Here is a 22,984-nt window from a genome sequence, read left to right as displayed (position 1 = left end):
AGTCTTTTATACTTACTATTTAATCCTAGGATATAACATTAAATAATAATCCCTTCCAAATGATCCAACTCATGCTGAACAATTTGGGCTTGGAAGTCTGTCAGCTTTAGGTTCTGCTTTTTCCAGGAAGTATTATAAAACTCCACTTCAATCTCTTGATAGCGAGTAGTTGGGCGAGTCCCTTCTAACGACAGGCATCCTTCTTCTGTCTGATAAGGTTTGGATTTACTGATAAGGACAGGATTGTACATGACCAGATTGGTAAAGCCCATGTTGACGATGATAATCCGCTTTTTAATCCCAATCATATTGGCCGCCATACCTACACAGGCGTGAGAGTTTGCTACAAGAGTGTCCTGTAAATCCTGTCCGATCTGCACATCAGCTCGGGTCGCAGGCTCAGACTTCTGCTGCAGGAAGAAAATATCTTTCATAATAGGTTGAATCATGGGGGATCTCCTTACTTTCAAATTACATCTAGTATAGCAGAAAAGCCTAGTTCCCACTAGACTTCTTTTGCTTATTCTTGACAATAAATTGTAATAACCTGACTGACAACGACCACTATTTGTCCCCTACACTCCCTTGCTTCCGCCTTATAGGTTTCTAGTTGACTATCGTGTTTTGTCATTTCTCCACCCTCATCGGCACGCGCCCATAGGTCTGCTCTGCTATTGCGTTAGCGCCCAGTTGATAGACCGCATCCGCCTGCTGGGTCAGGCTGTCCCAGGGCTCTTTGCCGATCCTCGTCACCAGGTCCACCCGCTCCTTGACTGTCTTGAGATAGGCCTGGCCTCGAGCCGAAAAGCCTAGGACATGGACCGCTTCAGGCAAGGGAGTTTCCACCGCATTGACCAGGATGTAGGTCAGCACCCGCCGCACCCGCGCCTTGGTGTAGCGCTTGGTCGCAACAGCATCCACTAACTCCTCCACGGTCGCTGCGCTCCCAATGGCAGAGCGGATACGACTGGCTAGTTCATCGTTGACTTGAAAGACTTGTGTTAAGTCGTGGTGGGTCGTAATCTGGTAGCGGAGCAGCGAAAAATAATGGTCCCAGTTTACCTTAACCGCCTCTTCAAAGAGACTGGCAGACGGTAAAAAGTCACGCACCAAGTCCAACTGGTCGGCACCCTTTCGGATAGCCGTAGCCGAGGCGTAGGTCGTTTCCACCTCTTCCGAGTGAAAACCAGCTCCCTGCCGCAGAACTGGACCGAGCTGAATACCTGTTCCAGCCACCGCCTTAGCGTAAGCTAGAGCCAGAATATGATTGGGCGTATCACCTGTGAAGGTCAGCCCAGCAAACTCCTGCCACATGGCTTGGGTCTTCTGTGGATAAGATAGGCTATCTGGCAAGTTTTTCACATATCTTTCCATTTCTTCCGACTTATCCACATAGATATCCGCAATTTTCTGGTAATCCAGCATTTCTTCCGTACCGAAAACCAGTTTTTCCACACCTAGCCTGTGTAAAATGCTGATGGCTCCCTTTGCAAAATGGTCAGCCGACTGGACCGACACCAAAAAGGGCATCTCAACAACAAGATCTGCCCCGTGTTCCAAAGCCATCTGAGCCCGTGTCCACTTATCCACGATGGCTGGCTCACCCCTTTGCATAAAATTGCCAGACATAACCACGATTTTCAAGCCTTCCGCCTGTTCCAGCAGGTATTTATGCCCTGTATGAAAAGGATTGTATTCTGCAATAATCCCTGAAATCATGCCTTGACCGCCTTGAAAAACCACCGCTGGCTAGTTTCTGTCGGAGCTTGATCTTCAAAGTCCGCAAAGACTTCCACAGATGTAAAACCAGCTTGTTTCAAACATTCCATATAGGTTTCAATCGGATAGGTCCGCTCTTCATGAACTTCATCCCGACGGATAAAGCGTTCTTCTTCGCTTTCCTCATCTTTCACAAAGAAGGTCAATTCATGAACGATAGAATGCTCATGCTCGCCCTCATAGGTATCCCAGACGAAAGCAAAATCTTCATAGTTTTCATGGTAGCTATAGCCTGCAAAAACTTCTTCCATCTGATAGATGGAGTGAACGTCAAAAAGGAAAGTACCACCTTGATTGAGAACAGAGTGAACCCCTTCAAAGACCCGTAAGACAGCCTCTTGATCCGCCATATAGCAAAGACTGTCCGAATAACAGGTCACCGCATCGAAATCTCCAACACCTTCCAGAGCCAGCATATCAGCCTGCGCCAATTCCATCATGACCCCAGCAGCTTCTGCTTTTTTCTGGGCTAATTCTAGCATTTCATAAGACAAGTCCAAGCCTGTCACTTCATAGCCCTTTTGAGCAAAACGAACAGCCTGAATGCCTGTTCCACAAGCCAATTCTAAGATTGTCTTGGTATCTTGTGGCAAATGTCTTAGACTAAAATCCGTCCATTTATCATACAAGCTGTCATCCATAATTTCATCATAGACAGCCGCAAAGGTTTCATAAGTTGCCATTGTATTTCCTTTCATAAAAAGCAGTCAGTCGACTGCTTCTATTTATTTCTCTTCTAAAAGTCTGCTACTTCCAAGAAGCTACCTTCGTGCCATAATTTTTCGAGGTTATAGAGGTCACGCATTTCTTCTGAGAAGATATGAACGACAACGCCTCCTAAGTCCAAAAGGACCCAGCCTCCGTTACTATCGCCTTCTACACGGCTACCCTTAATCCCAACTTCCGCTACCTTTTCACGGATGTTTTCCGCAATAGCTTCTAACTGACGACTGTTCATTGAGCTTGCAATGACAAAGTAGTCTGTCAGACTAGTCACACCTTGAACATCAATCACCACAAGGTCCTCAGCTCGCTTATCATCTGCAGCCTGGACCACAACTTTTACTAAATCAAGTTCTTTCATCTTATCCTCTTAAAATATTTTCTAATGTATCCACCTGGGCAAAATTCCATGACCAGATGTTTTGGTAGTGGTCAATCAAATCTTTGGTATCCAATTGACCCGAATAGCCTGTCGTCGTTCCATCTTTTATCACAGCTACCTTATAGCCCAATTCAAAGGCTACTTTAATCGTCGTATCAATGCAAAAATTGGTCGCCATTCCCATGATGATGAGCTGCTCGATTTCCTTTTCCTGCAAATAAGCATGAAGCCCTGTTTCCTTGAAGGCACTGTTAAAGGTCTTATCGAAAATCTTCTCATTTTCAATCGGAGCAACCACCGAATGTATCTCCCAATCTGGTGTTCCTTCCTCCATATACTGATCATGGTGGCGGATATGGATGATATCAATTCCTGCCTGTCTAGCTAGAGTAAGACTATCTTTCCAAAGTATCAATTGTTCCTCAATTGCAAAAGGTTGCTCCGCCACAGACATATTCTGAACATCAATGACTAGCAATGCTGTTTTCATACGACCTCCTAAGGCGTTTCCAAACGGAAGACCAATTCCCTTTCTTCTTCGCTATCCAAGACAAAGCTATTTTTCTTTAAAAGATGAGCCATTTTTGCATTCCCCTTGACATAGGAAACAATCAGATAATTGCAGACAGGATGGGCTTTGGCTTGTGCAATCACGACCTCCAAAGCTGCCTGACCATAACCTTTTCCTTGAAACTCTTGACCAATCATAAACCGCCAAAGCATATACTGCTGAATCTCCTCATCAATATCAATCAAAGCAAAACCAACCACCTGCTCGTCTGCCCAAATAGCATAAGGAAAGACATCACCGTTCATTCTATATAACCATGCATCCGTTAACGAACGCACGTTGGGAGCCACGAACCCCTTGTCTGCTTCGGCTACTGTCAAGTCTAAGACTGCTGTATAGGAACTTTCATCCACAGGTTTCAGTTCAATCATCCCTACTCCTTCAAATAAGAAACATAGCCATTATAGGTTTCCAAGGTTTGCGGATAAATGGGAATACCCTTTTTAGCTAGATAGGAAATAGTTTGAGCCGTTTCAAAGGCAACAGCCTTATCCAAGGATTCTGTTGCAATCCGACGAGCCTCATCAACTCCTGGAAAATCCCGATTGGGTTCAATGTAGTCCGCCACATAGAGCACCTTGTCCAGCAAGGTCATCTGACCCGCACCAATGGTGTGACGTTGAATAGCTTGAAAAATCTCTTCATCTTCCAAACCAAAATCTTCTGCGATTTTATAAGCACCAACCACACCATGCCAGATATTATTGTCCCAGTTGAGTAAATCCTTATCCAAGTCATACTTGGCAATCAAGTCAAGAAAAACTTGGTCTTCTACTTCCTTGGCATAGTCATGTAAAAGAGCAGCTAGACTGGCTTTTCTGACATCACAACCATATTGCTCTGCTAAGGTAAGTGCCGCCTCTTCCACTCCTAAGACATGTTGGAAGCGTGATGGCTTCATGGCCACACGAATTTTTTCCAAAAGCACCTGACGATCAAAAGTCAAATCCGTAGCAATCATTTGTAAAGTCCCTTTTCTTCGATATAGTCCAGAACTTCATGAGGCACCATAAAATTCGGCACCCGTCCTTGCTTGATAAAGCTCCGTACCATGCTGGAGGAAATGTCCATCAAGGGCACATCTACCCAGATAACAGGATAGGACGTCCCTGCCTTGTAACGAGGACGCTGAACACCCACAAACTGCACCATCTTGACCAATTCATCAATCCTATGCCATTTTGGTAGGTAATCCACCATATCTGCACCGATGATAAAATAATAGTCTGTGTCCGGATTTTTTTCGATTAACAATTTCATGGTATCGTAGGTATAACTAATCCCTTGACGCTCCAATTCGATGGTTTCAATCCCCATACCTTCAATACCTGCAATAGCCATCTTGAGCATGGAATAGCGATGGTACTCATCTATGGTTTCTTTCACATCCACATGTGGCGGAATAAATTCTGGCATGAGCAAGACCTCATCCAACTTCAACTGTTGACGAACCTGATCTGCCACAATCAAGTGCGCATTGTGGACAGGGTTAAAGTTCCCTCCTAGAATCCCCACTTGCTTGCGATTGGTTTCTTTCTTTTCAACCTCTAATTCAACCTTGGTAAAGGGTGTTAAGAGTTCAATAGCCATAGGCTCTCCTTCTTAGATTTCTTTAACCTTCTTGGAAATTTTTCTATTCTCTTTCTTGCTAGATTGTTTAAACAAAATCAAGATGCGACCGATTTTTTGAACAGTGTCTACACCGATTTCATTTTCCAATATCTCTGCTACTTCGTGGATATTTTCATCTGTATTTTGTAGCAAAGTTACCTTAATCAATTCACGCGCATCAAGCGCCTGACGAACACTAGTTTTAATTTGGTCATTTAACCCATTTTTCCCAATCTGAATAATAGGTTTAAGACTATGTGCCTGACTATTCAAATAGGCACGTTGTTTTGAAGTAAGCATAATTTATTATACAAAGGGCGTTGTAACAGACTAGGAGACTCTGTTACAATCGGGAAATAAAGAAAACAAAGTTTTTTCCTCATTGCGCCGATATACTTAGCCCGTGTTCAAATCAGAAGACTTGAACTTCCTTTCTCTTTAATTGTAAAAACTGAAATTAAATAATGGCTTTACGGATGACAACATCCACACCCTTAGGTGCCCAGGCAGCAATCTTGGCTTTTTCATTGACACGAATCCAACCAAGACCTGAGAAGACCACATCTGTCTTTTCGTTGATGGTAAATTCATGACGGACTAATTCAGGAAACTCTTTCAATTCCTTGCTAGTTGGCGGCACTAAGAGAGTTCCTGCATGTTTCTGGTAAAATTCACTAGCACCTTCTAACTTGGTACGATGAAGCTGCAATTCATTGTCAAAGAAGGCCGTAAAACCTTGGCGTTCACCAGCCACAAAGTCAAATCGTCCCAGACCTGCCAAGAACAAGGTTTGTTCTGGATTGAGCTGGTAGGTCTTTGGCTTGATTTCTTTCCGAGGGCTGATGTACTTGAGGTTTTTAGCCGTCAAATAATGGGCCATCTGGTGACGATGGATAATTCCTGGCGTGTCATAGATGTATGAACCATCATCCAGAGGAATTTCAATCTTATCCAGCGTAGTTCCAGGGAAACGTGAAGTCGTAATGACATCCTTGTCCCCTGTGATTTCTTGGATAATAGCATTGATCAAGGTTGATTTGCCGACGTTGGTCACACCGACCACATAGACATCCCGCCCCTTGCGGTGTTGTTCAATCTTTTCAATCAAGTCCTTGATAGCCTGCTTATTTTGAGCAGAAGTCAAGGCCACATCAACTGGTCGCATGCCGATTTCATGCGCCCGCTCGGTCAACCACTGGGTGACCTTGCCTGTCTTGACAGATTTGGGTAAAATGTCCTGCTTGTTGCCGACCAAAAGTACATCATTGCCTGAAATAAAGCGAGGCAAACCCGGAATGACTGAACCATTGAAATCAAAAATATCAATGACATTGACCACCAAGGCATCGCTTTCTCCCACGCTATGGAGAAGTTTCAAGAAATCGTCATCCGAGATATTGACATCTGAAATCTCATTGTAATGGCGCAAACGGAAACAACGTTGGCAGTAGAGTTGCCCTGTTTCCAAGCCTTTTTCTAGGGCTGATTGAGGTGTAAAACCAGCGACAGCCTTGTCTAGCGTCTGAATCTGGGCACCACAGCCGATACAAAATAATTCTTCCACTTACATCTCCCTTTTGTAGTCTATCGCTCCATATTTAGCGATGATTTTCTTCATGGTCCGTCGCTCACGCCAACGGTTAATCTGCGTATTGATCGAATCCGACTGAATCAAGGGCTTGACCAAGACAGACTTGAGACCTGCTCGCTTAGCAGCCCGAATGTCCGTCATCAACTGATCGCCAATCATGACCACTTCATGTCGCTGGACATCATAGCGTTTCAAAGCACGGTTAATCCCAAAGGTGAAAGGCTTGAGAGCGAAGGCTTCAAATTCAATCCCAAATTTTTCAACCGCACGTTTGACACGTTCGTATTTATTGTTGGAAACCACCACAACGGGAATGCCTGCGTCTCGCAAATCATGTAACCACTGGCGCATCTCTGGCGTTCCATCAGGGTTATTCCAAGCAATCAAGGTGTTATCCAAGTCAACAAAGACTACTTTTATGCCATGTTTTTTCAAACCTTCAACGGTTACATCGTAAGCTTTCTCCAAGGCAAAGTCCGGTATATAATTTTCTAAAGTCACTATCGTCTCCAAAGATTTTTATCTGATAATTATACCATTTTTCCCTTAAATATGCGACTGATAAACGAAAACACCTGGCAAGTTGCCAGGTGTTTTCAGGAGATTATATGAAAAAGATGGATTAAGTATAAGCCAGTTAGCTTAAACAAACCTTAAGCAAGTATTTTTACCAAAACAACCGTGTGCCATGGACCTGGTTGATACCCAAAGTCTGCAAAGCGGTTAGGTAGTTCTGCTGATTTAAACCTCCACCCACTACTATCTCTATTCGTCCAGCAGCATAGGCCACAATTTCTTGAATCCAATCCAAGTGTTCCACTGCAGAACCAAATACCCCTCCTCTAGTTAATACTCTGGTCACTCCGTGTGCAATAAGCCAGTCAAGGGCTTCAAATTGGCGTTTCCGCGGAATTTGATCAAAGGCCATATGAAAAACGGTTTGACAACCTTGAGCCACCTCCAATAGCCGTTCTAAGGCAGGCTCGTCCAACCAATTTTCTTCCGTCAAAACTCCGAATACAAGGCCATCACTCCCCAAATCTCTAGCAACTTGACAATCTAAGACCATTAGGTCTATCTCTGCTTGATCATAACAAAAATTCCCACCTCTAGGTCGAATCATAGTCATGACAGGAATCTCTTGTTCATGGACCAGCTTGCAAACATAATCTATCACTGCATAGCTGGGAGTGGTCCCTCCAACTGCTAAATTATCACATAACTCAATTCGATTTGCTCCAAAAGCCAAGGCTCTTGCAATCTGGTCATGATTTTCTGCACAAAATTCCTTAATCATAATCCCCTCTCCTTCTATATGTAAGCCTTTTCTTTTATTATAACAAATAACGGAGCATTAGCCAATGCTCCGCTTGTTTACTTGTAAATCTTTGAGAGAAATCAAGAGTACAGCAACCAAAATCAGTATCATACCAGCGATGTCAATCAGAAAAAAGCGTTCATTGACTAACAAAACCGCAAAAAATACTGAGGCGATAGGTTCGATAGAAGCTAAAAGACTTCCATTGACAGGCCCCACCATACTGACTCCTTTAAGAAAAGCGGTATAAGCAAAGATTGTTCCTACCCCAACAATGCCTGATAACCCTAAGAAAATTCCACCATCAAAAGAGAGATTATATTGCCAAGTTTGCAAACCAAACGTCACTACAAAACCACCCATCAGCATTCCCAGGCCAATTACCACTATGCTACCGTATTGGCGAATCAACCTTCCAGGTAAAATAATATAGAGTGCATAAGTAAAAGCAGAGAAAATTCCCCAAAATAAACCGATAGGGGTCACCGCCAATTCATCTATTTTACCATGGGTCGCAATTAAAAATGTTCCTACAATAGCCAAAACAATTGAAATCAACTCAATTCCTGATGGCTTCTCCTTATTTTTCAGGCAGGTGTAAGCCAAAACTAAAACCGGACAGAGATACTGAAGAACTGTAGCCGTACCTGCGTTTGTATGATAAATAGCTTGTAGATAGGCCATCTGATTGAGAACTAAGCCAAACATCGCAAAAACAAAAATCCCCAACAGTGCTTTTGTACTTTTCAAGACCGTGACTAATTGTTTCTTGGCTGTCAAATAAGCTAGTCCAACCAAAAAAACTCCCGATACCAATAAACGCACTGAAGTAAGCACATCCACTGATACACCTCTATCCATTAAATATTGACCACTAACACCTGACAAACCCCAGGCAATCCCCGCAATCAGGGTAATAAGGGTTCCTTTTGCTTTTTCTGACATCTGCTCTCCTTTCGATACCGAACTAGAGTATAACATACCAAGCAACAGAGAACAAGGCCAAAAATGACCACCAAAATTTGCCAAACGTTTTCAAAAAGAGTAAGATAGAAAGTAACAATGTAAAAGGAGAAACATATGAAATTTTCAGACTATACCTATGCCCGTCCAGATTATGCAGCTATTAAAGTAGATTTTACTCGCTTGACTGCTGACCTAGCCGTTGCTACCACTCTTGAAGAAACAAAAGCTATTATTCTAGATATTACCAAACTTCTTAGTCTTGTTGATACGCAATATAATCTTTGGTTAATCCGTCATTCGATTGATATGAATGATGAATTTTACAATGAAGAAACGAAGTTTTGGAATGAATATTCTCCATTATTCGAAGAACTAACCACCAATTACTATCGTGTTGTCGTTCAAACTCCTTACAGGAACGAATTGGCAGATATCCTACCAGAAACTTTCTTTAAACTAGCTGAAAACAAACTCAAAACTTTCTCATCTGACATCATTCCACTCTTGCAAAAGGAAAATGAATTATCTGATGAATACAGTCAACTGATTGCTGGTGCGGCTATCGACTTCCAAGGAAAGACCTACAATCTTTCTCAACTTAGTCCATTCGGTCAGTCCACAGATCGTGAGATTCGTAAAGCGGCATCTGAAGCCAGCACTGCTTATTTTGTAGAAAAAGAAGCAGACTTCGACCGTGTCTATGATGAATTGGTAAAAGTCCGCACCGAAATTGCTCGGACGCTTGGTTTTAAAGATTACGTTGAATATGGTTATCTCAAGATGAACCGTTTTGACTACAATCGTGATATGGTTAAGGTTTACCGTGAAGAAATCCTAAAACACATCGTTCCAATCGTCCAAAACCTACGTGACCGCCAAGCCAAACGCCTACAAGTTCCAAGCTTAAAATACTATGATCTTAATCTGGAATTCTTAGATGGAAACGCTGTTCCTCAAGGTGACCCTGATTTTATCGTCGGTCAAGCACAAGAAATGTACCGTGAACTATCTGCTGAAACAGGCGAATTCTTCGACTTCATGGTAGAACACGAATTGCTTGATTTGGTCGCAAAAACAGGTAAAGACAGTGGTGGCTATTGTACTTATATCCCAGATTTCAAGAGTCCGTTTATCTTCTCGAACTTTAATGGTACAAGTGGAGATATTGATGTCTTGACCCACGAAGCAGGTCACGCCTTCCAAGTTTATCGTTCACGTTGGATCCAAAGTCCAGAAGTTGTCTGGCCAACCTATGAAACCTGTGAAATTCATTCCATGTCTATGGAATTTATGACTTGGCCTTGGATGGACCGCTTCTTCAAAGAACAAGTCGATAAGTACAAATTCAGTCACCTGGCTGGCACCCTTCTCTTCTTGCCTTACGGTGTCTTGGTGGACCACTTCCAGCACGAAGTCTACGAGCATCCAGAAATGACACCAGCAGAACGCAAGGCGACTTGGGCTCGCTTACAGACTCAATATCTGCCAGATCGTGACTACTCTGAATCTGAAGCCCTCAGCCGCGGTATCTTCTGGTTCCGTCAAGGACACATCTTTGCTAGCCCATTCTACTACATCGACTATACATTGGCTCAAGTTTGTGCCCTCCAATTCTGGAAACGCACACAGGTGGACCAGGATGAAAAGGCTTGGGAAGACTACATCCGTATCTGTGACTTGGGAGGAACAAAATCCTTCTTACAAGTGGTTGAAGCCGCAAACCTCCAATCACCATTCAAAGAAGGTGCCCTTGAAAGCACCGCAAAAGCTGCTGCCGATTGGTTAGATGCAGTTAAGGATGACGAACTATAAAACGCAAAAATCTGAATGAACAGCTCATTCAGATTTTTTTGATTTGACAAAGTTGATGTATTTTTCCCCAAAAGTTTCGATTTGCTCCAAGACCATTTTAAATTCCTGCCCAATCTCGCTCAGTTCATACTCGACCTTTGGCGGAACTTGTGCATAGACTTTACGCGTAATCAATCCATATTCTTCTAATTGTCGGAGTTGCTTGGTCAAGGTTGCTTGGGAAATCCCTGTTAATCGACGATGCAATTCATTGAACCGAATCGGTCCTTCTTCGATATGATGGAGCAATAACATACTCCATTTCCCTGATAATACACTTTGAGTAGCCACATAAGGGCACTCTGGAACAGTATGAGATGTAAATGTTGGCATATTTACCCTTTCTTTTTTTCTTGATACGACGCATTACTTCATAAATAAATAGCGACTATTCTAAAAAAACGTACTTGTATTATTTTTTGTACCTGTTACAATAATACCATAAACTACGAAAGTAGGAAAGAATTTTCTTAAGAGGAGGACATATGTCTCTTATCTCAACTTTCAAAAAAATCTTTACAAAGAAGGAAGAAAAACAAATGAAGAACATCTTATTTATCGTCGGTTCATTGCGTGAAGGTTCATTTAACCACCAAATGGCTAAACAAGCAGAAAGCATTTTAGAAGGTCAAGCTACTGTAAGCTACCTTGATTACAAAGATGTCCCATTGATGAACCAAGACCTTGAGACACCTGTCTTGCCAACAGTCCAAGCTGCACGCGATGCCATTATGGCAGCAGATGCCATCTGGATTTTCTCACCCGTTTACAACTTTGCTATCCCAGGTACTGTGAAAAACTTGATTGACTGGCTCAGCCGTGCCCTTGACTTGTCAGATACTCGTGGTCCATCTGCCCTTCAAGACAAAATCGTTACCGTATCATCTGTTGCCAGCGCTGGTCATGACCAACTGTTTACTGCTTACCAAGCTCTATTACCTTTTGTTCGTATGCAAGTTGTAGGTGAATTTACAGGTACAACTGTAAACCCAGAAGCATGGGGAACTGGACAGTTGGTATTGTCAGAGGAAGCTATTGCTGGTTTGCAAGCACAAGCAAAAGCATTGTTGGAAGCTTAACACAAACTTTCTTTACAAAATTAAGATTGAATAACCAACACTAACTAGAACTTCGGTTCTAGTTTTTTTGAAAATCAATCGAATTCTCCCTTGATATGATACAAAACTTCACCTTAAGATAGTGACTATCCAAAAATTACGTACTTGCAAAATAGTTCGTATGTATTATAATGATTATACGATCATTTATTTACCTTATGAATTTATTCAAGCCAAATTAGAAAGCTAGGTATTCCTATGTACAATTCCCAATTTGAACTGGGCCATGTTGCCCTCAACGTCCGTGATCTTGAACTCCAAAGTCTCTTTTACCAACAAGTCTTGGGGCTCCAAGTCCTCTCCCAAAGCCCGAACCAGATTGACCTTGGTGTTGGAAAAACCACCCTTGTCCGCCTGATTCAAACAGAGCAGAAAGGCGAAGTCAGCCACAGCTACGGTCTCTACCACTTGGCTATTGTCCTACCTAGCCGTGAGGACTTGGGCACCATTTTCCGTCACTTTATCGACAATAAGATTCCCCTCCAAGGCGCCAGCGACCACGGTTACAGCGAAGCCATTTACCTAGCCGACACCGAAGGCAATGGCATCGAAGTTTACCGTGATCTGCCACAAGATGCATGGGATGTTCGCCCAGACGGTCGCATCATCGGAAAGACCGAACCTATGGACGCAGAAGCGATTTATGCTTTAGGGAAAAAAGCTGACGCAACCTATCAGATGCCTGCTGGCAGTCGTATGGGGCATGTTCACCTTTCTGTTCGAGAAAGCGCTGCTTCTAGCAAATTTTACCAAGAAGTTCTAGCTGTCAGAGATAATTTCACCGTTCCATCTGCATCCTGGTTAGCTTCTGGCGACTACCACCACCACCTAGCTGTCAATGAATGGGGAGGAAAAAATCTGAAAACCAGACATGAAGGCATGCCAGGACTTGCCTACTATACTGTCATCTATTCCAATCCAGAAGCTTTTGAAGCAACCTTGAATCGTGCCATTGCTGCAAACCTAAATCTTCACAGATTAGACAATAGCGCAGCCTTTGTTGATATAGACGGTATCAAAACACAAATACTCCTAAAATAAGCGAAAAAGACTTACTGTAAGTTCAACCGAACTCATCTGTAAGTCTTTTTTTAGTCTTTAAGTTTTTATCAAACACTAGCCTTTAATGCGATTCAAGTAATCCTGATAAGACTCTGTTTCCATCAAGGCTTTTGCATTTTCAACACGTGCTTTTGTCGGTGGCTTAGTCCCTTCTAGTGGATAAGGTCTCCCCAACTCACGCCACTTAAATTCACCAAGATTATGGTAAGGCAAGACTTCAAAACGTTCTACATTGTTCAAGGTTTTAACAAATTTTCCCAATTCAACCAAGTCATCATCACGGTCAGTCAATCCAGGCACCAAAACATGACGAATCCAAACAGGTTTACCAATATCAGAAAGATAACGAGCACACTCCAGAATCGTTTTATTGCTATGCCCTGTAACAATCCGATGCTGGTCCGGATTAATTTCTTTAATATCCAACAGCACTAAATCTGTCACTTCCATCAAGCGATTGTATTTTTCCAAATACCGCTCGGTTGAACGGAAGGTCAGCGCACAAGTATCCAGTGTCGTGTGGATGCCTTTTTCTTTGGCCAAGGTAAAAAGAGCAATCAAAAAATCAATCTGAATAGTAGCTTCACCACCAGAAACTGTAATTCCGCCTTCCTTACCCCAAAACATACGGAATCGTAAAGCTTCATTGAGCACATCTTCTGCAGTACGTTCCGTCGCTGCCGGATTGACCAAATCCCAAGTATCAGGATTATGGCAGTACTGACAACGCATGTGGCACCCCTGCATAAAGACAACAAAGCGCACACCTGGACCATCTACTGAACCAAAACTCTCTGTTGAATGTACCAAACCTGTTACATTTTTATAATCAACCTCTGTCATTATCTCATCCTCATCATTTGATAAGATTAGTATAACACAAAAATGTAAACGCTACTATCATTGAAGACCACTATTTTTATGAAGATAGCTATTATATTCTACCTGTATTCATGAGTGTACTATTGACAAGCTGTATTACCCCTGTTCTCCTAACACATATAAAAAACCAGCCGCCAAATGGTAACTGGTTATCGCTTATTCATCCGATTCATCTTCTTCAAGCGGAGTAATTAATATTTTTAACTTCGTCACCCGACCATTTTTAACCTTATCGTTAATAAAGACTAGATGATGATTCTTACTGTCTACTTCAAAAATCATTTTTTCTTCTTGACTTGGAATAGTACCTACACCTGTCAAATAATAACCAGCAATCGTGTCTACATCATCGCTTTCCAGTTCCGTATCAAAATGCTCATTGAAGTCGTTGAGTGTCATATTACCCTGAACAATGTAAGTATTGTCAGCAATTTCACGAACAAAAATCTCTGTCTTATCCGTTTCATCATCAATTTCACCGACGATTTCTTCCAGCAAATCTTCCAAGGTAACGAGACCCGCAACTCCACCATACTCATCTAACAAGATGGCCATCTGATTCTGAGTATTACGTAAAGATGTCAGTAAATCATCTACAAAAATCGTTTCGGGAACAAAGAGTGGTTCCTGCATAATGCGACGGATATTAAGATTATCAAAACCATTACTGAAAGCTTCTGACAAGATTTTCTTGGTATGAATCAGACCAATGATATTGTCCTTATCGCCATCATAGACTGGAATTCGTGAAAAATTCTGTTTCAAAATGGCAGCCATAATGGTTTCTATATCATCTTCAATATTTACCATAAAAGCATCTGTACGTGGAACCATCACTTCACGTGCCATTAGCTCATCTAAAGAGAAGACACCTTGTAACATTTCAATTTCTTCCGCATCCAAAGTCTGCTCACTCTTGGTCAGAATATATTCAATTTCATCCCTTGTCATCTGCTCATCTGCATCATCAAAATTCATTGGGGTGATTCGACTAATTAAATTTGTCGCAGCTGATAATAACCAAACAAATGGACTAACGATTTTTCCTAAAAAGATGATGACTGGTGCAGTAGCTACCGCCAGATTTTCCTTCATATTCATGGCAATCCGCTTCGGATACAATTCACCAAGAACGATTGAAACAAAGGTCAACATAGCCAAGGCCAACCAGTAGCCTGCTGTTTGAGCTGTTGAAGAATTTCCCATCCATTTAGCAAAAACCTGACCTAAATCATTAGCCAAGCTGGCACCAGAAAGAATGGAGATAAAGGTAATTCCGACTTGGATGGTTGATAGAAAATTGTTTGGATTTTCTAAAACTGAAAGCAAACGAATATATTTCTTCTCGCCATCTGCCGCCTTTTGCTCTACTCGTGAACGATTGAGGGAAACAAGCGCCATTTCAGAAGCCGAAAAGAATGCATTGAACAGAGTCAATAAGAATAAAATTAATAGTTGTAAGTAAATGGTCTGACTACCAGGGTCTTCCATGATGTTCTCCTATAAAAAATGATATAATAGTTCCATTATACCACAAATAAAAAATTGTGGTAAATGGAATACCGAAAATCTTCATTGTAAGTATTTTCAATAGACAAGGAATGTACTATGATATTATCGATGAATCATTTGTCCTACAAAAGACAGGGGAAGTATCTATTAAAAGATATCAATTGGGAATTTCGAAAAGGTGAGCGTTGGGCCATTTTAGGACTAAATGGTGCTGGTAAATCGACTCTCCTTCGCATTCTGATGGCAGAATTTTGGAAGACCTCTGGGGACTTGACTGTCTTGGACGTTGAATTTGGCAAAGGAGATATTCCTAGCCTGCGTACCAAGATTGGGGTCGTAGGCTCTTTTTTAGCCGAACGTTTTCCAATCGATTTGACGGCAGAACAAATTGTCCTAACTGGAAAATATAAGTCGTCTATCCTCTACCGTGAATATGGTCAAACAGAATTGGATCAAGCCATAGACATGCTAAACACCATCAAAGCTGATCACTTGATTGGACGGACCTACGCTAGTTTGTCCCAAGGTGAACGCCAACTCCTGCTCATCGCCCGCAGCCTCATGGAAGAGCCTGCTATTTTGATTTTAGACGAAGCAACCGTTGGTTTGGACCTACTGGCTCGTGAACGCTTGCTCCATCACATTGACTACATCTGCCAACTCCCTACTGCTCCTGCCATTATCTATGTGACCCATCATGCTGAAGAAATCACGGACAACTTTACCCATGTCCTTCTTCTCAAAGATGGCAAGGTCTTGGCTCAGGGCCCAAAACAAGACATCTTAACACCTGAGCTCCTCAGCGATTTTTATGGCAATCAGGTGGAGTTGATTGACTTGGGCGAGGGAAGATTGTTTATTAAGCCGATATTATAAAATCAAATCCAGCCCTAGTTTGAGCTGGATTTTAACCGTTCTATCATGACCAAAAATGGTGGGGTATTGACTTGGTTGAGCGGTTTGTAGAGCATGGCTGTAAAGACGGTCTGGTCTAGCTGGCTGACAAAGTCTAAGACCGCATCCTTCTCAACTGCACCACCTTCATGACCATAGTAAATCATGATGGCCAAACGACCGCCAACTACCAGTCTGTCAAGAACTTTTTCGACAGCTTGAAGGGTGGTTGCAGGCAGGGTAATGACTGATTTATCCGCCGAAGGTAAATAGCCCAGATTGAAAATGGCAGCCTTGCATTCATCCACATATTGATCCAGGTTTTCGTGTCCTGTCAAAACTAATTGGGCGTTGGTCAAACCAGCTTTTTCCAGTTTTTCAGCCGTTGCGGTCAGGGCTTGTTCCTGAATATCAAAGGCCACTACTTTTCCTGCTCGCTGGGCTAAAAATAAAGTATCATGTCCATTTCCCATGGTCGCATCGACCGCTAAGTCCTGGTCTGTCAAAATCTCATCTAAAAAGGCGTGTGCCATGTGTAGGGGTCTAAGCATTATCTCTCCTTAAGCTAATAATCTTAAATAATAATCTGTCAAGGTGGTTTCGTCCACCTTTTTGCGTTGTTGCAACCACCAGCTGACTGTTTCCACAAAGGTCGTCAGGACAAAATGCACTAGTAAATCCTCTGGAAGATTGCGTTTGTCCTGCATATAATCTTCCAAAACTTTTGGAAAAATATCGTGTTTTAGTTCTGCTTCCAATTCTCTTAGAAAATAGGCATTACGAGATAATAAAAGGCTGGCCACTCGGTCTTGATTGGTCCGAAAGTGTTTGAAAATATGCGCCAACAAAACTCGCACATCCGCATCTTCACGACCTGTAAACAAATGATGAAACAGGTCATGACAAAGTTCCTCTAATAAAGCTTCTTTACTGGCATAATGGGCATAAAAGGTTGAACGACCAACATCCGCCAAATCAATGACATCTTGCACGCGCATGTCATCATAGCCTTTTTCGTTTAATAAGCTCAAAAAGGCCTGAAAAATAGCTTTCTTCGTCTTTGCAATTCGTCTATCCATTTTCGTACATTTCAAACAATTTGTTCAGAAAAACACAAACTGTCCCTCTTGTTTCTAGTTTTTTGTGTTTATCCATAGCATAATAAACCTATAAACAGTATAACACAGAAAGGGATTGTCATGTCATCTAGTAAACGTAGCTTTATCGCTTTTCTCCTCAATCTCAGCTTTTCCATCATCGAATTTATCTTTGGCTGGCTCTTTGGTTCCAGCGCCATCTTATCAGATGCTGTCCATGATTTAGGTGATGCTCTTGCTATCGGAAGCTCTGCTGTAATGCAAAAATATGCCAATAAACCTGCTGATAAGCTCTATCCATTTGGCTACAAAAGATGGAACATTGTGGCCGCTCTCTTAACTTCTAGCATCCTGATTATCGGTTCTAGCTTGATTCTTGTCGAAAATATTCCAAATCTCTTTCATCCTCAACCTGTCAATCAAGATGGGATGCTAGTGCTTGGAATCATCGCTATCATTATCAATCTTGTCGCATCTAAGATGGTAAAAGATGGTCATAGCCATAATGAAGCTATTCTCAGTTTGCACTTTTTAGAGGATATTTTGGGATGGCTGGCAGTTATTCTAGTTTCCATTATTCTCCAATTCACTGATTGGTACTTTCTCGACCCATTACTCTCGCTCGGTATTTCGTCCTTCATTCTCTACCAAGCTCTTCCGAAAGCATGGGATAATATCAAGATTCTACTTGAAACAAGTCCGCAAGGCGTAAATCTTGAAGAAGTTAAAGGAATCCTCATGGCTCTTGAAAACATTCGTGAAATCACTCAACTAAATGTCTGGACCATGGATGGATATGAACATTGTGCGACTGTGACGGTCAAACTGACAAATCCTGCTGTAGCAGACAAGACCAAAGCAAAAATACGGAATTCTCTGATCACCTTTGGCATTGTCCAAACGACCATCGAAATTTTGTAAAAAATTTTTAAAAAAACTTTACATTCTTTCACCCATTTGCGAATTAATAGGTATGAAGACAATTATCCTATTTTTCCTTGGAGCTTCTATCGGCTCCTTTCTGGGATTGGTCATCGACCGTTTCCCTGAACAGTCCATTATCGCCCCATCTAGTCACTGTAATGCCTGCAAACGACAGCTGAAAGCCTGGGATTTGATTCCCATTCTCTCCCAGCTTTCTACAAAATCCAAATGCCGTTATTGCAAAGCGAAGATACCTTACTGGTACCTAGGACTAGAGTTCTTATCTGGTCTAGTCGTTTTGCTCTGCCATTTTCAAATCCTAACCATAACTCAAACCATTCTCATCTTGGCAGGGCTGGTCTTGACCATTTATGACATCAAACATCAGGAATATCCTTTTCTTGTCTGGCTGATGTTTACCTTTCTCGCTTTAATCCTCTCCCAGCTCAATTGGCTCTTCTGTGGCTTTTTGGTCTTGGCCTATCTGACTGAAAAATGGCAACTCAATATTGGGTCGGGCGATTTCCTCTATCTAGCCAGCCTTTCTCTCCTATTTGGTTTTACGGAAATTCTCTGGATTATTCAGATTAGTTCCATCTTAGGACTGGCAATCTTTTTCATCTTTAAACCCAAATCCCTTCCTTATATTCCTTTTCTATTTTTGGCCAGTCTAATTATCAATATCACCCTCTAAATCGAGCCAAGCTCGATTTTTTTGATATAATGGAGATGATAAAGGAGAGAGCTATGACAGTTTTTACAGATGACAGTTTAACCCTACATACTGACCTCTACCAGATTAACATGATGCAGGTTTACTTCAAACAAAATATCCACAATAAACAGGCTGTATTTGAAGTCTATTTTCGCTCACAACCATTCAAAAATGGCTACGCTGTCTTTGCTGGTTTGGAACGTGTGGTAGAATACCTCAACGACCTTAGCTTTAACCAGACAGATATTGACTATCTGACTGAATTAGGCTATCCAAAGGAATTCCTTGATTATTTGGCAAACCTGGAAATGAATTTAACCGTTCGCTCTGCCAAGGAAGGTGACTTAGTCTATGCCAATGAGCCAATTATGCAAATCGAGGGGCCGCTTGCCCAATGCCAATTGATTGAAACAGCTATTCTCAATATCGTCAATTACCAGACCTTGATTGCCACCAAGGCCCGTCGTATCAAAGCAGTCATTGAAGATGAGACGTTGATGGAATTTGGCACACGTCGTGCTCAAGAATTGGACGCTGCTATTTGGGGAACACGCGCAGCCTTTATCGGTGGTGCTTCTGCCACTTCCAATGTCAGAGCTGGAAAGATTTTTGGCATTCCTGTAGCTGGTACCCATGCCCATTCTCTCGTACAAGCTTACGGTGATGATTATAAGGCTTTCAAGGCCTATGCCGAAACTCATCGCGATTGTGTCTTTCTAGTCGACACATATGATACTCTACGTATTGGTGTTCCTGCTGCCATTAAAGTTGCCAAGGAAATGGGAGATAAGATTAACTTTAAGGGAGTACGCATCGACTCAGGTGACATGGCCTATATTTCCAAAAAAGTCCGTCAACAGTTGGATGAAGCTGGCTTTACGGAAGCAAAAATCTACGCCTCCAATGACCTGGATGAAAATACCATCCTCAACCTTAAAATGCAAAAGGCAAAAATTGATGTCTGGGGAGTTGGTACCAAACTGATTACAGCTTACGATCAACCTGCTTTGGGAGCCGTTTATAAGATTGTATCCATAGAAGATGAGCATGGAAAAATGCGCGATACCATCAAACTATCTTCAAACGTTGAAAAAGTGTCTACTCCAGGTAAAAAACAAGTATGGCGGATTACCTCCAAAGAAAAAGGTAAATCCGAGGGTGACTACATCACTTTTGCCGATACTGATGTCAGCCAAATGGACAGTATCTATATGTTCCATCCGACCTATACCTACATCAACAAGACTGTGGAAAATTTTGAAGCCCGCCCCCTACTCGTTCCAATTTTTGAAGACGGTAAACAAGTTTATGAGCTGCCAAGCTTGGCAGAAATTCAAGCCTATGCCAATCAAGAGTTTGATAAACTTTGGGATGAATACAAACGAGTTCTCAACCCTCAACTCTATCCAGTTGACTTAGCTCAAGATGTCTGGGACAACAAGATGGAGATTATCAAACAAATCCGTGAGCAAAGTCAGGAAAAATCCATCTAAGAAAGGTACATTATGACCCTACAAGAAGCAATCATCAAAGAGTTGGGTGTCAAACCTACTATTGATCCTAAAGAAGAAATTCGTCGCTCTATTGACTTCCTCAAAGATTACATGAAAAAACATCCCTTTTTAAAGACATACGTCTTAGGAATTTCTGGTGGTCAAGACTCAACCTTAGCAGGTCGTTTGGCCCAGCTGACCATGGAAGAAATGCGAGCTGAGACTGGAGATGATAGCTATCAATTTATCGCCATTCGCCTGCCTTACGGAATTCAAGCTGACGAATCCGATGCCCAAGCTGCCCTAGCCTTCATTCAGCCCGATGTCAGCCTAACCATCAATATCAAAGACTCAACAGATGCCATGGTTGCAGCCGTTAATGCCAATAGGCTGTCTATGTCTGATTTTAATAAGGGAAATGCTAAAGCCCGCATGCGCATGATTGCCCAATACGCCGTTGCAGGCGAACGCAAGGGGGCGGTGATTGGTACCGACCATGCTGCAGAAAATATTACTGGTTTCTTCACCAAGCACGGTGATGGCGGAGCAGATATTCTTCCCCTTTTCCGACTCAACAAACGTCAAGGAAAACAGCTTCTAGCTGAACTTGGGGCGGATGAAAAACTCTACCTCAAAGTTCCTACTGCAGACTTGGAAGAAGACAAACCAGGTCTCGCTGACGAAGTAGCCCTCGGTGTTACCTACGACCAAATTGACGACTACCTAGAAGGTAAAATCATAGACACTCAAGCCAAAACCATTATCGAAGGCTGGTGGAATAAGACAGCACACAAACGCCATCTACCTATTACTATTTTTGATGACTTTTGGAAATAAGCACACACCCCCTGACGATTGTTAACCGTCAGGGGGTTCTATTTATTTACTTTCCAAGTAATCCGCAATCGCTGCTACATCCTTGTCTCCACGACCGGAAACATTGATAATAATAATCTTATCTTTATCAAGCTGTGGCGCTAAACGGAGGGCCTCTGCAATGGCATGAGAAGACTCAATAGCAGGAAGAATACCTTCTGTACGACTCAAGGTCAATAAGGCATTGACCGCCTCATCATCAGTTGCTGCCACATAATTAACACGACCAGTCTCCTTGTAGTGGGCATGTTCAGGACCAACACCTGGGTAGTCCAAACCTGCCGAAATAGAATAAACAGGTGCTACTCCACCATTTTCATCAAAGAGTGAAATAGTCTTCATTCCATCAACTACACCAACCGTTCCCTTGGTCATGGTCGCCGCGTGCAACTCTGTATCAACACCCTTACCAGCAGCTTCTACGCCAATCAATCCAACCGACTCATCAGGCAAATATTGAGAAAATGCTCCAATGGCATTGGAACCGCCTCCGACACAGGCAATGACATAATCAGGCAAACGCCCCTCTTTTTCTAAAATCTGACAGCGAGATTCCACACTGATAATCTTTTGAAATTCATGAACAATAGTGGGATACGGATGAGGACCAACTGCTGAACCTAGCACATAAAAGGCATCCAAGTCGGCCATCCATGCGCCAAATGCCGCATCTACCGCTTCTTTCAAGGTCTGGGTCCCTTCTGTCACAGCGTGAACACGTGCTCCCATCATCTCCATACGGAAAACATTCAAGCGTTGGCGGTTAACATCTTCTGCCCCCATATAGACATCACAGCCCAAACCAAAACGGGCTGCAACCGCTGCTGTTGCCACGCCATGTTGACCAGCACCTGTTTCTGCAATCACGCGAGTTTTTCCCATACGTTTGGCCAAAAGAATTTGACCTAAAACATTATTGAGTTTATGGGAGCCTAAGTGGTTCAAATCTTCTCGTTTGAGATAGATTTTCGCTCCACCCAATTCTTTTGTCAATGATTCTGCAAAGTAAAGTGGCGTTTCACGACCAGCATAATCTTTCAAATACCCTTGATATTCCGCAATAAACTCCGGATCATTGCGATATTGTTCAAATGTTTCTTCTAACTGATCCAACAAAACCTGAATTTGCTCAGGTACAAAGCTACCACCAAACTGTCCAAAATAACCTTTTTCTGCCATATCTATTCCTCTTTCTATTTTCATCTTGTTGAATTTTTTCATTAACTACATCAATCATTCATTTCAATATTTGCTACGCCATCGTTTCATCTTGATTACCTCGTTTAGATAATAGTCTTTCAGTTTACTTTTAGTACTCGCTCTAACTGTCTGGGAGACAGTTAGAGGTTGGAGATAAAGTGAACCAAGTTCACATCAAAAGCTGCAGGCTGTACTGAAGTACGGCAAAGCGAGTTCAAATAATGATGAAATTATTTGAAGTTGGAAATATGGAAACGAAGTTTCCTCATTCGTCGACGTAATAAAAGATAAACTGAATGACTATAGAAAAAGCCCCCGCAGGAAAAACAACCTGCGAGGGCGTCAATGACACGGTGCCACCTCACTTATGGGAATTGTCTAGAATCCTCCCATATCTCATCTCCTCTAACAAGGAGTTG

Annotated in this window: 27 protein-coding genes; 8 read left to right on the top strand and 19 right to left on the bottom strand. The window is 42.3% G+C overall.

Annotation, left to right across the window (positions count from 1 at the left end; genetic code table 11):
* Positions 1–38: 38 nt before the first annotated feature.
* The 13 genes from AC4CS8_RS02145 to AC4CS8_RS02085 form a co-directional block, all read right to left on the bottom strand.
* Positions 39–449 carry a peptide deformylase gene (locus tag AC4CS8_RS02145; protein WP_493893330.1) on the bottom strand — a complete coding sequence of 137 codons (411 nt, stop codon included), beginning with the start codon at positions 447–449 and terminating at the stop codon, positions 39–41.
* Positions 450–627: 178 nt separating this feature from the next.
* Positions 628–1,719 (bottom strand): nucleotidyltransferase, encoded by a 1,092-nt coding sequence (locus AC4CS8_RS02140; protein WP_493893861.1) that lies wholly within the window; start codon positions 1,717–1,719, stop codon positions 628–630.
* Entirely contained in the window at positions 1,716–2,462 is a 747-nt protein-coding gene (locus AC4CS8_RS02135) for a class I SAM-dependent DNA methyltransferase (protein WP_493893329.1), read from the bottom strand. The genes AC4CS8_RS02140 and AC4CS8_RS02135 overlap by 4 nt, the downstream gene beginning before the upstream one ends.
* A gap of 53 nt (positions 2,463–2,515) precedes the next feature.
* Positions 2,516–2,863, bottom strand: coding sequence for a ribosome silencing factor (gene rsfS / locus AC4CS8_RS02130; protein WP_493893328.1), 348 nt, complete (start codon positions 2,861–2,863; stop codon positions 2,516–2,518).
* Between the two features lies 1 nt (position 2,864).
* Positions 2,865–3,374 carry a cysteine hydrolase family protein gene (locus AC4CS8_RS02125; protein WP_493893327.1) on the bottom strand — a complete coding sequence of 170 codons (510 nt, stop codon included), beginning with the start codon at positions 3,372–3,374 and terminating at the stop codon, positions 2,865–2,867.
* An 8-nt stretch (positions 3,375–3,382) separates the two neighbouring features.
* On the bottom strand, positions 3,383–3,826 hold the full coding sequence (locus tag AC4CS8_RS02120) for a GNAT family N-acetyltransferase (RefSeq protein ID WP_493893326.1): 444 nt from the start codon (positions 3,824–3,826) through the stop codon (positions 3,383–3,385).
* Between the two features lie 2 nt (positions 3,827–3,828).
* Positions 3,829–4,416, bottom strand: coding sequence for a bis(5'-nucleosyl)-tetraphosphatase (symmetrical) YqeK (yqeK, locus tag AC4CS8_RS02115; protein WP_493893325.1), 588 nt, complete (start codon positions 4,414–4,416; stop codon positions 3,829–3,831).
* Positions 4,413–5,045, bottom strand: coding sequence for a nicotinate-nucleotide adenylyltransferase (locus AC4CS8_RS02110; RefSeq protein ID WP_493893324.1), 633 nt, complete (start codon positions 5,043–5,045; stop codon positions 4,413–4,415). The genes yqeK and AC4CS8_RS02110 overlap by 4 nt, the downstream gene beginning before the upstream one ends.
* 12 nt (positions 5,046–5,057) lie before the next feature.
* Entirely contained in the window at positions 5,058–5,369 is a 312-nt protein-coding gene (gene yhbY, locus AC4CS8_RS02105; protein WP_493893860.1) for a ribosome assembly RNA-binding protein YhbY, read from the bottom strand.
* A gap of 154 nt (positions 5,370–5,523) precedes the next feature.
* The gene (gene yqeH, locus AC4CS8_RS02100; protein WP_493893323.1) at positions 5,524–6,630 is read right to left on the bottom strand and encodes a ribosome biogenesis GTPase YqeH; all 1,107 of its coding nucleotides are present in this window, start codon (positions 6,628–6,630) and stop codon (positions 5,524–5,526) included.
* On the bottom strand, positions 6,631–7,158 hold the full coding sequence (locus tag AC4CS8_RS02095; protein ID WP_493893322.1) for a YqeG family HAD IIIA-type phosphatase: 528 nt from the start codon (positions 7,156–7,158) through the stop codon (positions 6,631–6,633).
* A gap of 166 nt (positions 7,159–7,324) precedes the next feature.
* The gene (locus AC4CS8_RS02090; RefSeq protein WP_493893321.1) at positions 7,325–7,954 is read right to left on the bottom strand and encodes a copper homeostasis protein CutC; all 630 of its coding nucleotides are present in this window, start codon (positions 7,952–7,954) and stop codon (positions 7,325–7,327) included.
* Between the two features lie 57 nt (positions 7,955–8,011).
* The gene (locus AC4CS8_RS02085; RefSeq protein WP_493893320.1) at positions 8,012–8,920 is read right to left on the bottom strand and encodes a DMT family transporter; all 909 of its coding nucleotides are present in this window, start codon (positions 8,918–8,920) and stop codon (positions 8,012–8,014) included.
* Between the two features lie 135 nt (positions 8,921–9,055).
* On the opposite strand from AC4CS8_RS02085, the gene AC4CS8_RS02080 reads away from it, so the two are divergent.
* Positions 9,056–10,753, top strand: coding sequence for a M3 family oligoendopeptidase (locus AC4CS8_RS02080; protein WP_493893319.1), 1,698 nt, complete (start codon positions 9,056–9,058; stop codon positions 10,751–10,753).
* A 24-nt stretch (positions 10,754–10,777) separates the two neighbouring features.
* On the opposite strand, the gene AC4CS8_RS02075 is transcribed toward AC4CS8_RS02080, so the two are convergent.
* Positions 10,778–11,125: a winged helix-turn-helix transcriptional regulator gene (locus AC4CS8_RS02075; protein ID WP_024378102.1), complete on the bottom strand. Its 348-nt coding sequence runs from the start codon at positions 11,123–11,125 to the stop codon at positions 10,778–10,780.
* A 206-nt stretch (positions 11,126–11,331) separates the two neighbouring features.
* Here AC4CS8_RS02075 and AC4CS8_RS02070 point away from each other — a divergent pair, with 206 nt between their 5' ends.
* Together AC4CS8_RS02070 and AC4CS8_RS02065 are read left to right on the top strand one after the other, a co-directional pair.
* Positions 11,332–11,871, top strand: coding sequence for an NADPH-dependent FMN reductase (locus AC4CS8_RS02070; RefSeq protein WP_493893318.1), 540 nt, complete (start codon positions 11,332–11,334; stop codon positions 11,869–11,871).
* A gap of 237 nt (positions 11,872–12,108) precedes the next feature.
* A complete protein-coding gene (locus AC4CS8_RS02065; protein WP_493893317.1) occupies positions 12,109–12,951 on the top strand; it encodes a VOC family protein in 843 nt (280 codons plus the stop codon).
* Between the two features lie 75 nt (positions 12,952–13,026).
* Here the strand turns inward: AC4CS8_RS02065 and pflA are convergent, their stop codons facing one another.
* Both pflA and AC4CS8_RS02055 read right to left on the bottom strand, forming a co-directional pair.
* Complete coding sequence (gene pflA / locus AC4CS8_RS02060) at positions 13,027–13,818, bottom strand: pyruvate formate-lyase-activating protein (RefSeq protein WP_493893859.1); 792 nt, start codon at positions 13,816–13,818, stop codon at positions 13,027–13,029.
* A gap of 192 nt (positions 13,819–14,010) precedes the next feature.
* Positions 14,011–15,345, bottom strand: coding sequence for a hemolysin family protein (locus tag AC4CS8_RS02055; protein ID WP_493893316.1), 1,335 nt, complete (start codon positions 15,343–15,345; stop codon positions 14,011–14,013).
* Positions 15,346–15,462: 117 nt separating this feature from the next.
* Between AC4CS8_RS02055 and AC4CS8_RS02050 the strand changes: the two genes are divergently transcribed.
* Positions 15,463–16,242, top strand: a complete 780-nt coding sequence (locus AC4CS8_RS02050) for an ABC transporter ATP-binding protein (RefSeq protein WP_493893315.1) — start codon at positions 15,463–15,465, stop codon at positions 16,240–16,242.
* Between the two features lie 14 nt (positions 16,243–16,256).
* Here the strand turns inward: AC4CS8_RS02050 and mnmM are convergent, their stop codons facing one another.
* A complete protein-coding gene (gene mnmM / locus AC4CS8_RS02045) occupies positions 16,257–16,811 on the bottom strand; it encodes a tRNA 5-(aminomethyl)-2-thiouridylate-methyltransferase MnmM (protein WP_493893314.1) in 555 nt (184 codons plus the stop codon).
* A gap of 9 nt (positions 16,812–16,820) precedes the next feature.
* Positions 16,821–17,339 (bottom strand): TetR/AcrR family transcriptional regulator, encoded by a 519-nt coding sequence (locus tag AC4CS8_RS02040; RefSeq protein ID WP_493893313.1) that lies wholly within the window; start codon positions 17,337–17,339, stop codon positions 16,821–16,823.
* Positions 17,340–17,459: 120 nt separating this feature from the next.
* Here AC4CS8_RS02040 and AC4CS8_RS02035 point away from each other — a divergent pair, with 120 nt between their 5' ends.
* Genes AC4CS8_RS02035 through nadE form a run of 4 tightly spaced genes read left to right on the top strand, consistent with a single transcriptional unit; the run spans position 17,460 to position 21,326 of the window.
* Positions 17,460–18,278 (top strand): cation diffusion facilitator family transporter, encoded by an 819-nt coding sequence (locus tag AC4CS8_RS02035; protein ID WP_493893312.1) that lies wholly within the window; start codon positions 17,460–17,462, stop codon positions 18,276–18,278.
* A 52-nt stretch (positions 18,279–18,330) separates the two neighbouring features.
* Entirely contained in the window at positions 18,331–18,975 is a 645-nt protein-coding gene (locus AC4CS8_RS02030) for a prepilin peptidase (protein WP_493893311.1), read from the top strand.
* A 53-nt stretch (positions 18,976–19,028) separates the two neighbouring features.
* A complete protein-coding gene (locus AC4CS8_RS02025; protein ID WP_493893310.1) occupies positions 19,029–20,489 on the top strand; it encodes a nicotinate phosphoribosyltransferase in 1,461 nt (486 codons plus the stop codon).
* A gap of 12 nt (positions 20,490–20,501) precedes the next feature.
* Positions 20,502–21,326: an NAD(+) synthase gene (nadE, locus tag AC4CS8_RS02020; protein ID WP_493893309.1), complete on the top strand. Its 825-nt coding sequence runs from the start codon at positions 20,502–20,504 to the stop codon at positions 21,324–21,326.
* Positions 21,327–21,368: 42 nt separating this feature from the next.
* On the opposite strand, the gene trpB is transcribed toward nadE, so the two are convergent.
* Positions 21,369–22,544: a tryptophan synthase subunit beta gene (trpB, locus tag AC4CS8_RS02015; protein ID WP_493893308.1), complete on the bottom strand. Its 1,176-nt coding sequence runs from the start codon at positions 22,542–22,544 to the stop codon at positions 21,369–21,371.
* Between the last annotated feature and the right edge of the window lie 440 nt (positions 22,545–22,984).

This window comes from Streptococcus sp. NSSLK0004, assembly GCF_059039125.1.
The sequence above is the reverse complement of the archived record's forward strand: the minus strand, read 5'-3'. Positions and strand labels throughout refer to the sequence as shown.

What these genes read in the sequence shown, in the direction of transcription:
- AC4CS8_RS02145 (WP_493893330.1), bottom strand. Translation starts at nt 449, where the DNA reads ATGATTCAACCTATTATGAAAGATATTTTCTTCCTGCAGCAGAAGTCT.
- AC4CS8_RS02140 (WP_493893861.1), bottom strand. Translation starts at nt 1,719, where the DNA reads ATGATTTCAGGGATTATTGCAGAATACAATCCTTTTCATACAGGGCAT.
- AC4CS8_RS02135 (WP_493893329.1), bottom strand. Translation starts at nt 2,462, where the DNA reads ATGGCAACTTATGAAACCTTTGCGGCTGTCTATGATGAAATTATGGAT.
- rsfS (WP_493893328.1), bottom strand. Translation starts at nt 2,863, where the DNA reads ATGAAAGAACTTGATTTAGTAAAAGTTGTGGTCCAGGCTGCAGATGAT.
- AC4CS8_RS02125 (WP_493893327.1), bottom strand. Translation starts at nt 3,374, where the DNA reads ATGAAAACAGCATTGCTAGTCATTGATGTTCAGAATATGTCTGTGGCG.
- AC4CS8_RS02120 (WP_493893326.1), bottom strand. Translation starts at nt 3,826, where the DNA reads ATGATTGAACTGAAACCTGTGGATGAAAGTTCCTATACAGCAGTCTTA.
- yqeK (WP_493893325.1), bottom strand. Translation starts at nt 4,416, where the DNA reads ATGATTGCTACGGATTTGACTTTTGATCGTCAGGTGCTTTTGGAAAAA.
- AC4CS8_RS02110 (WP_493893324.1), bottom strand. Translation starts at nt 5,045, where the DNA reads ATGGCTATTGAACTCTTAACACCCTTTACCAAGGTTGAATTAGAGGTT.
- AC4CS8_RS02090 (WP_493893321.1), bottom strand. Translation starts at nt 7,954, where the DNA reads ATGATTAAGGAATTTTGTGCAGAAAATCATGACCAGATTGCAAGAGCC.
- AC4CS8_RS02085 (WP_493893320.1), bottom strand. Translation starts at nt 8,920, where the DNA reads ATGTCAGAAAAAGCAAAAGGAACCCTTATTACCCTGATTGCGGGGATT.
- AC4CS8_RS02080 (WP_493893319.1), top strand. Translation starts at nt 9,056, where the DNA reads ATGAAATTTTCAGACTATACCTATGCCCGTCCAGATTATGCAGCTATT.
- AC4CS8_RS02075 (WP_024378102.1), bottom strand. Translation starts at nt 11,125, where the DNA reads ATGCCAACATTTACATCTCATACTGTTCCAGAGTGCCCTTATGTGGCT.
- AC4CS8_RS02070 (WP_493893318.1), top strand. Translation starts at nt 11,332, where the DNA reads ATGAAGAACATCTTATTTATCGTCGGTTCATTGCGTGAAGGTTCATTT.
- AC4CS8_RS02065 (WP_493893317.1), top strand. Translation starts at nt 12,109, where the DNA reads ATGTACAATTCCCAATTTGAACTGGGCCATGTTGCCCTCAACGTCCGT.
- AC4CS8_RS02055 (WP_493893316.1), bottom strand. Translation starts at nt 15,345, where the DNA reads ATGGAAGACCCTGGTAGTCAGACCATTTACTTACAACTATTAATTTTA.
- AC4CS8_RS02050 (WP_493893315.1), top strand. Translation starts at nt 15,463, where the DNA reads ATGATATTATCGATGAATCATTTGTCCTACAAAAGACAGGGGAAGTAT.
- mnmM (WP_493893314.1), bottom strand. Translation starts at nt 16,811, where the DNA reads ATGCTTAGACCCCTACACATGGCACACGCCTTTTTAGATGAGATTTTG.
- AC4CS8_RS02040 (WP_493893313.1), bottom strand. Translation starts at nt 17,339, where the DNA reads ATGGATAGACGAATTGCAAAGACGAAGAAAGCTATTTTTCAGGCCTTT.
- AC4CS8_RS02035 (WP_493893312.1), top strand. Translation starts at nt 17,460, where the DNA reads ATGTCATCTAGTAAACGTAGCTTTATCGCTTTTCTCCTCAATCTCAGC.
- AC4CS8_RS02030 (WP_493893311.1), top strand. Translation starts at nt 18,331, where the DNA reads ATGAAGACAATTATCCTATTTTTCCTTGGAGCTTCTATCGGCTCCTTT.
- AC4CS8_RS02025 (WP_493893310.1), top strand. Translation starts at nt 19,029, where the DNA reads ATGACAGTTTTTACAGATGACAGTTTAACCCTACATACTGACCTCTAC.
- nadE (WP_493893309.1), top strand. Translation starts at nt 20,502, where the DNA reads ATGACCCTACAAGAAGCAATCATCAAAGAGTTGGGTGTCAAACCTACT.
- trpB (WP_493893308.1), bottom strand. Translation starts at nt 22,544, where the DNA reads ATGGCAGAAAAAGGTTATTTTGGACAGTTTGGTGGTAGCTTTGTACCT.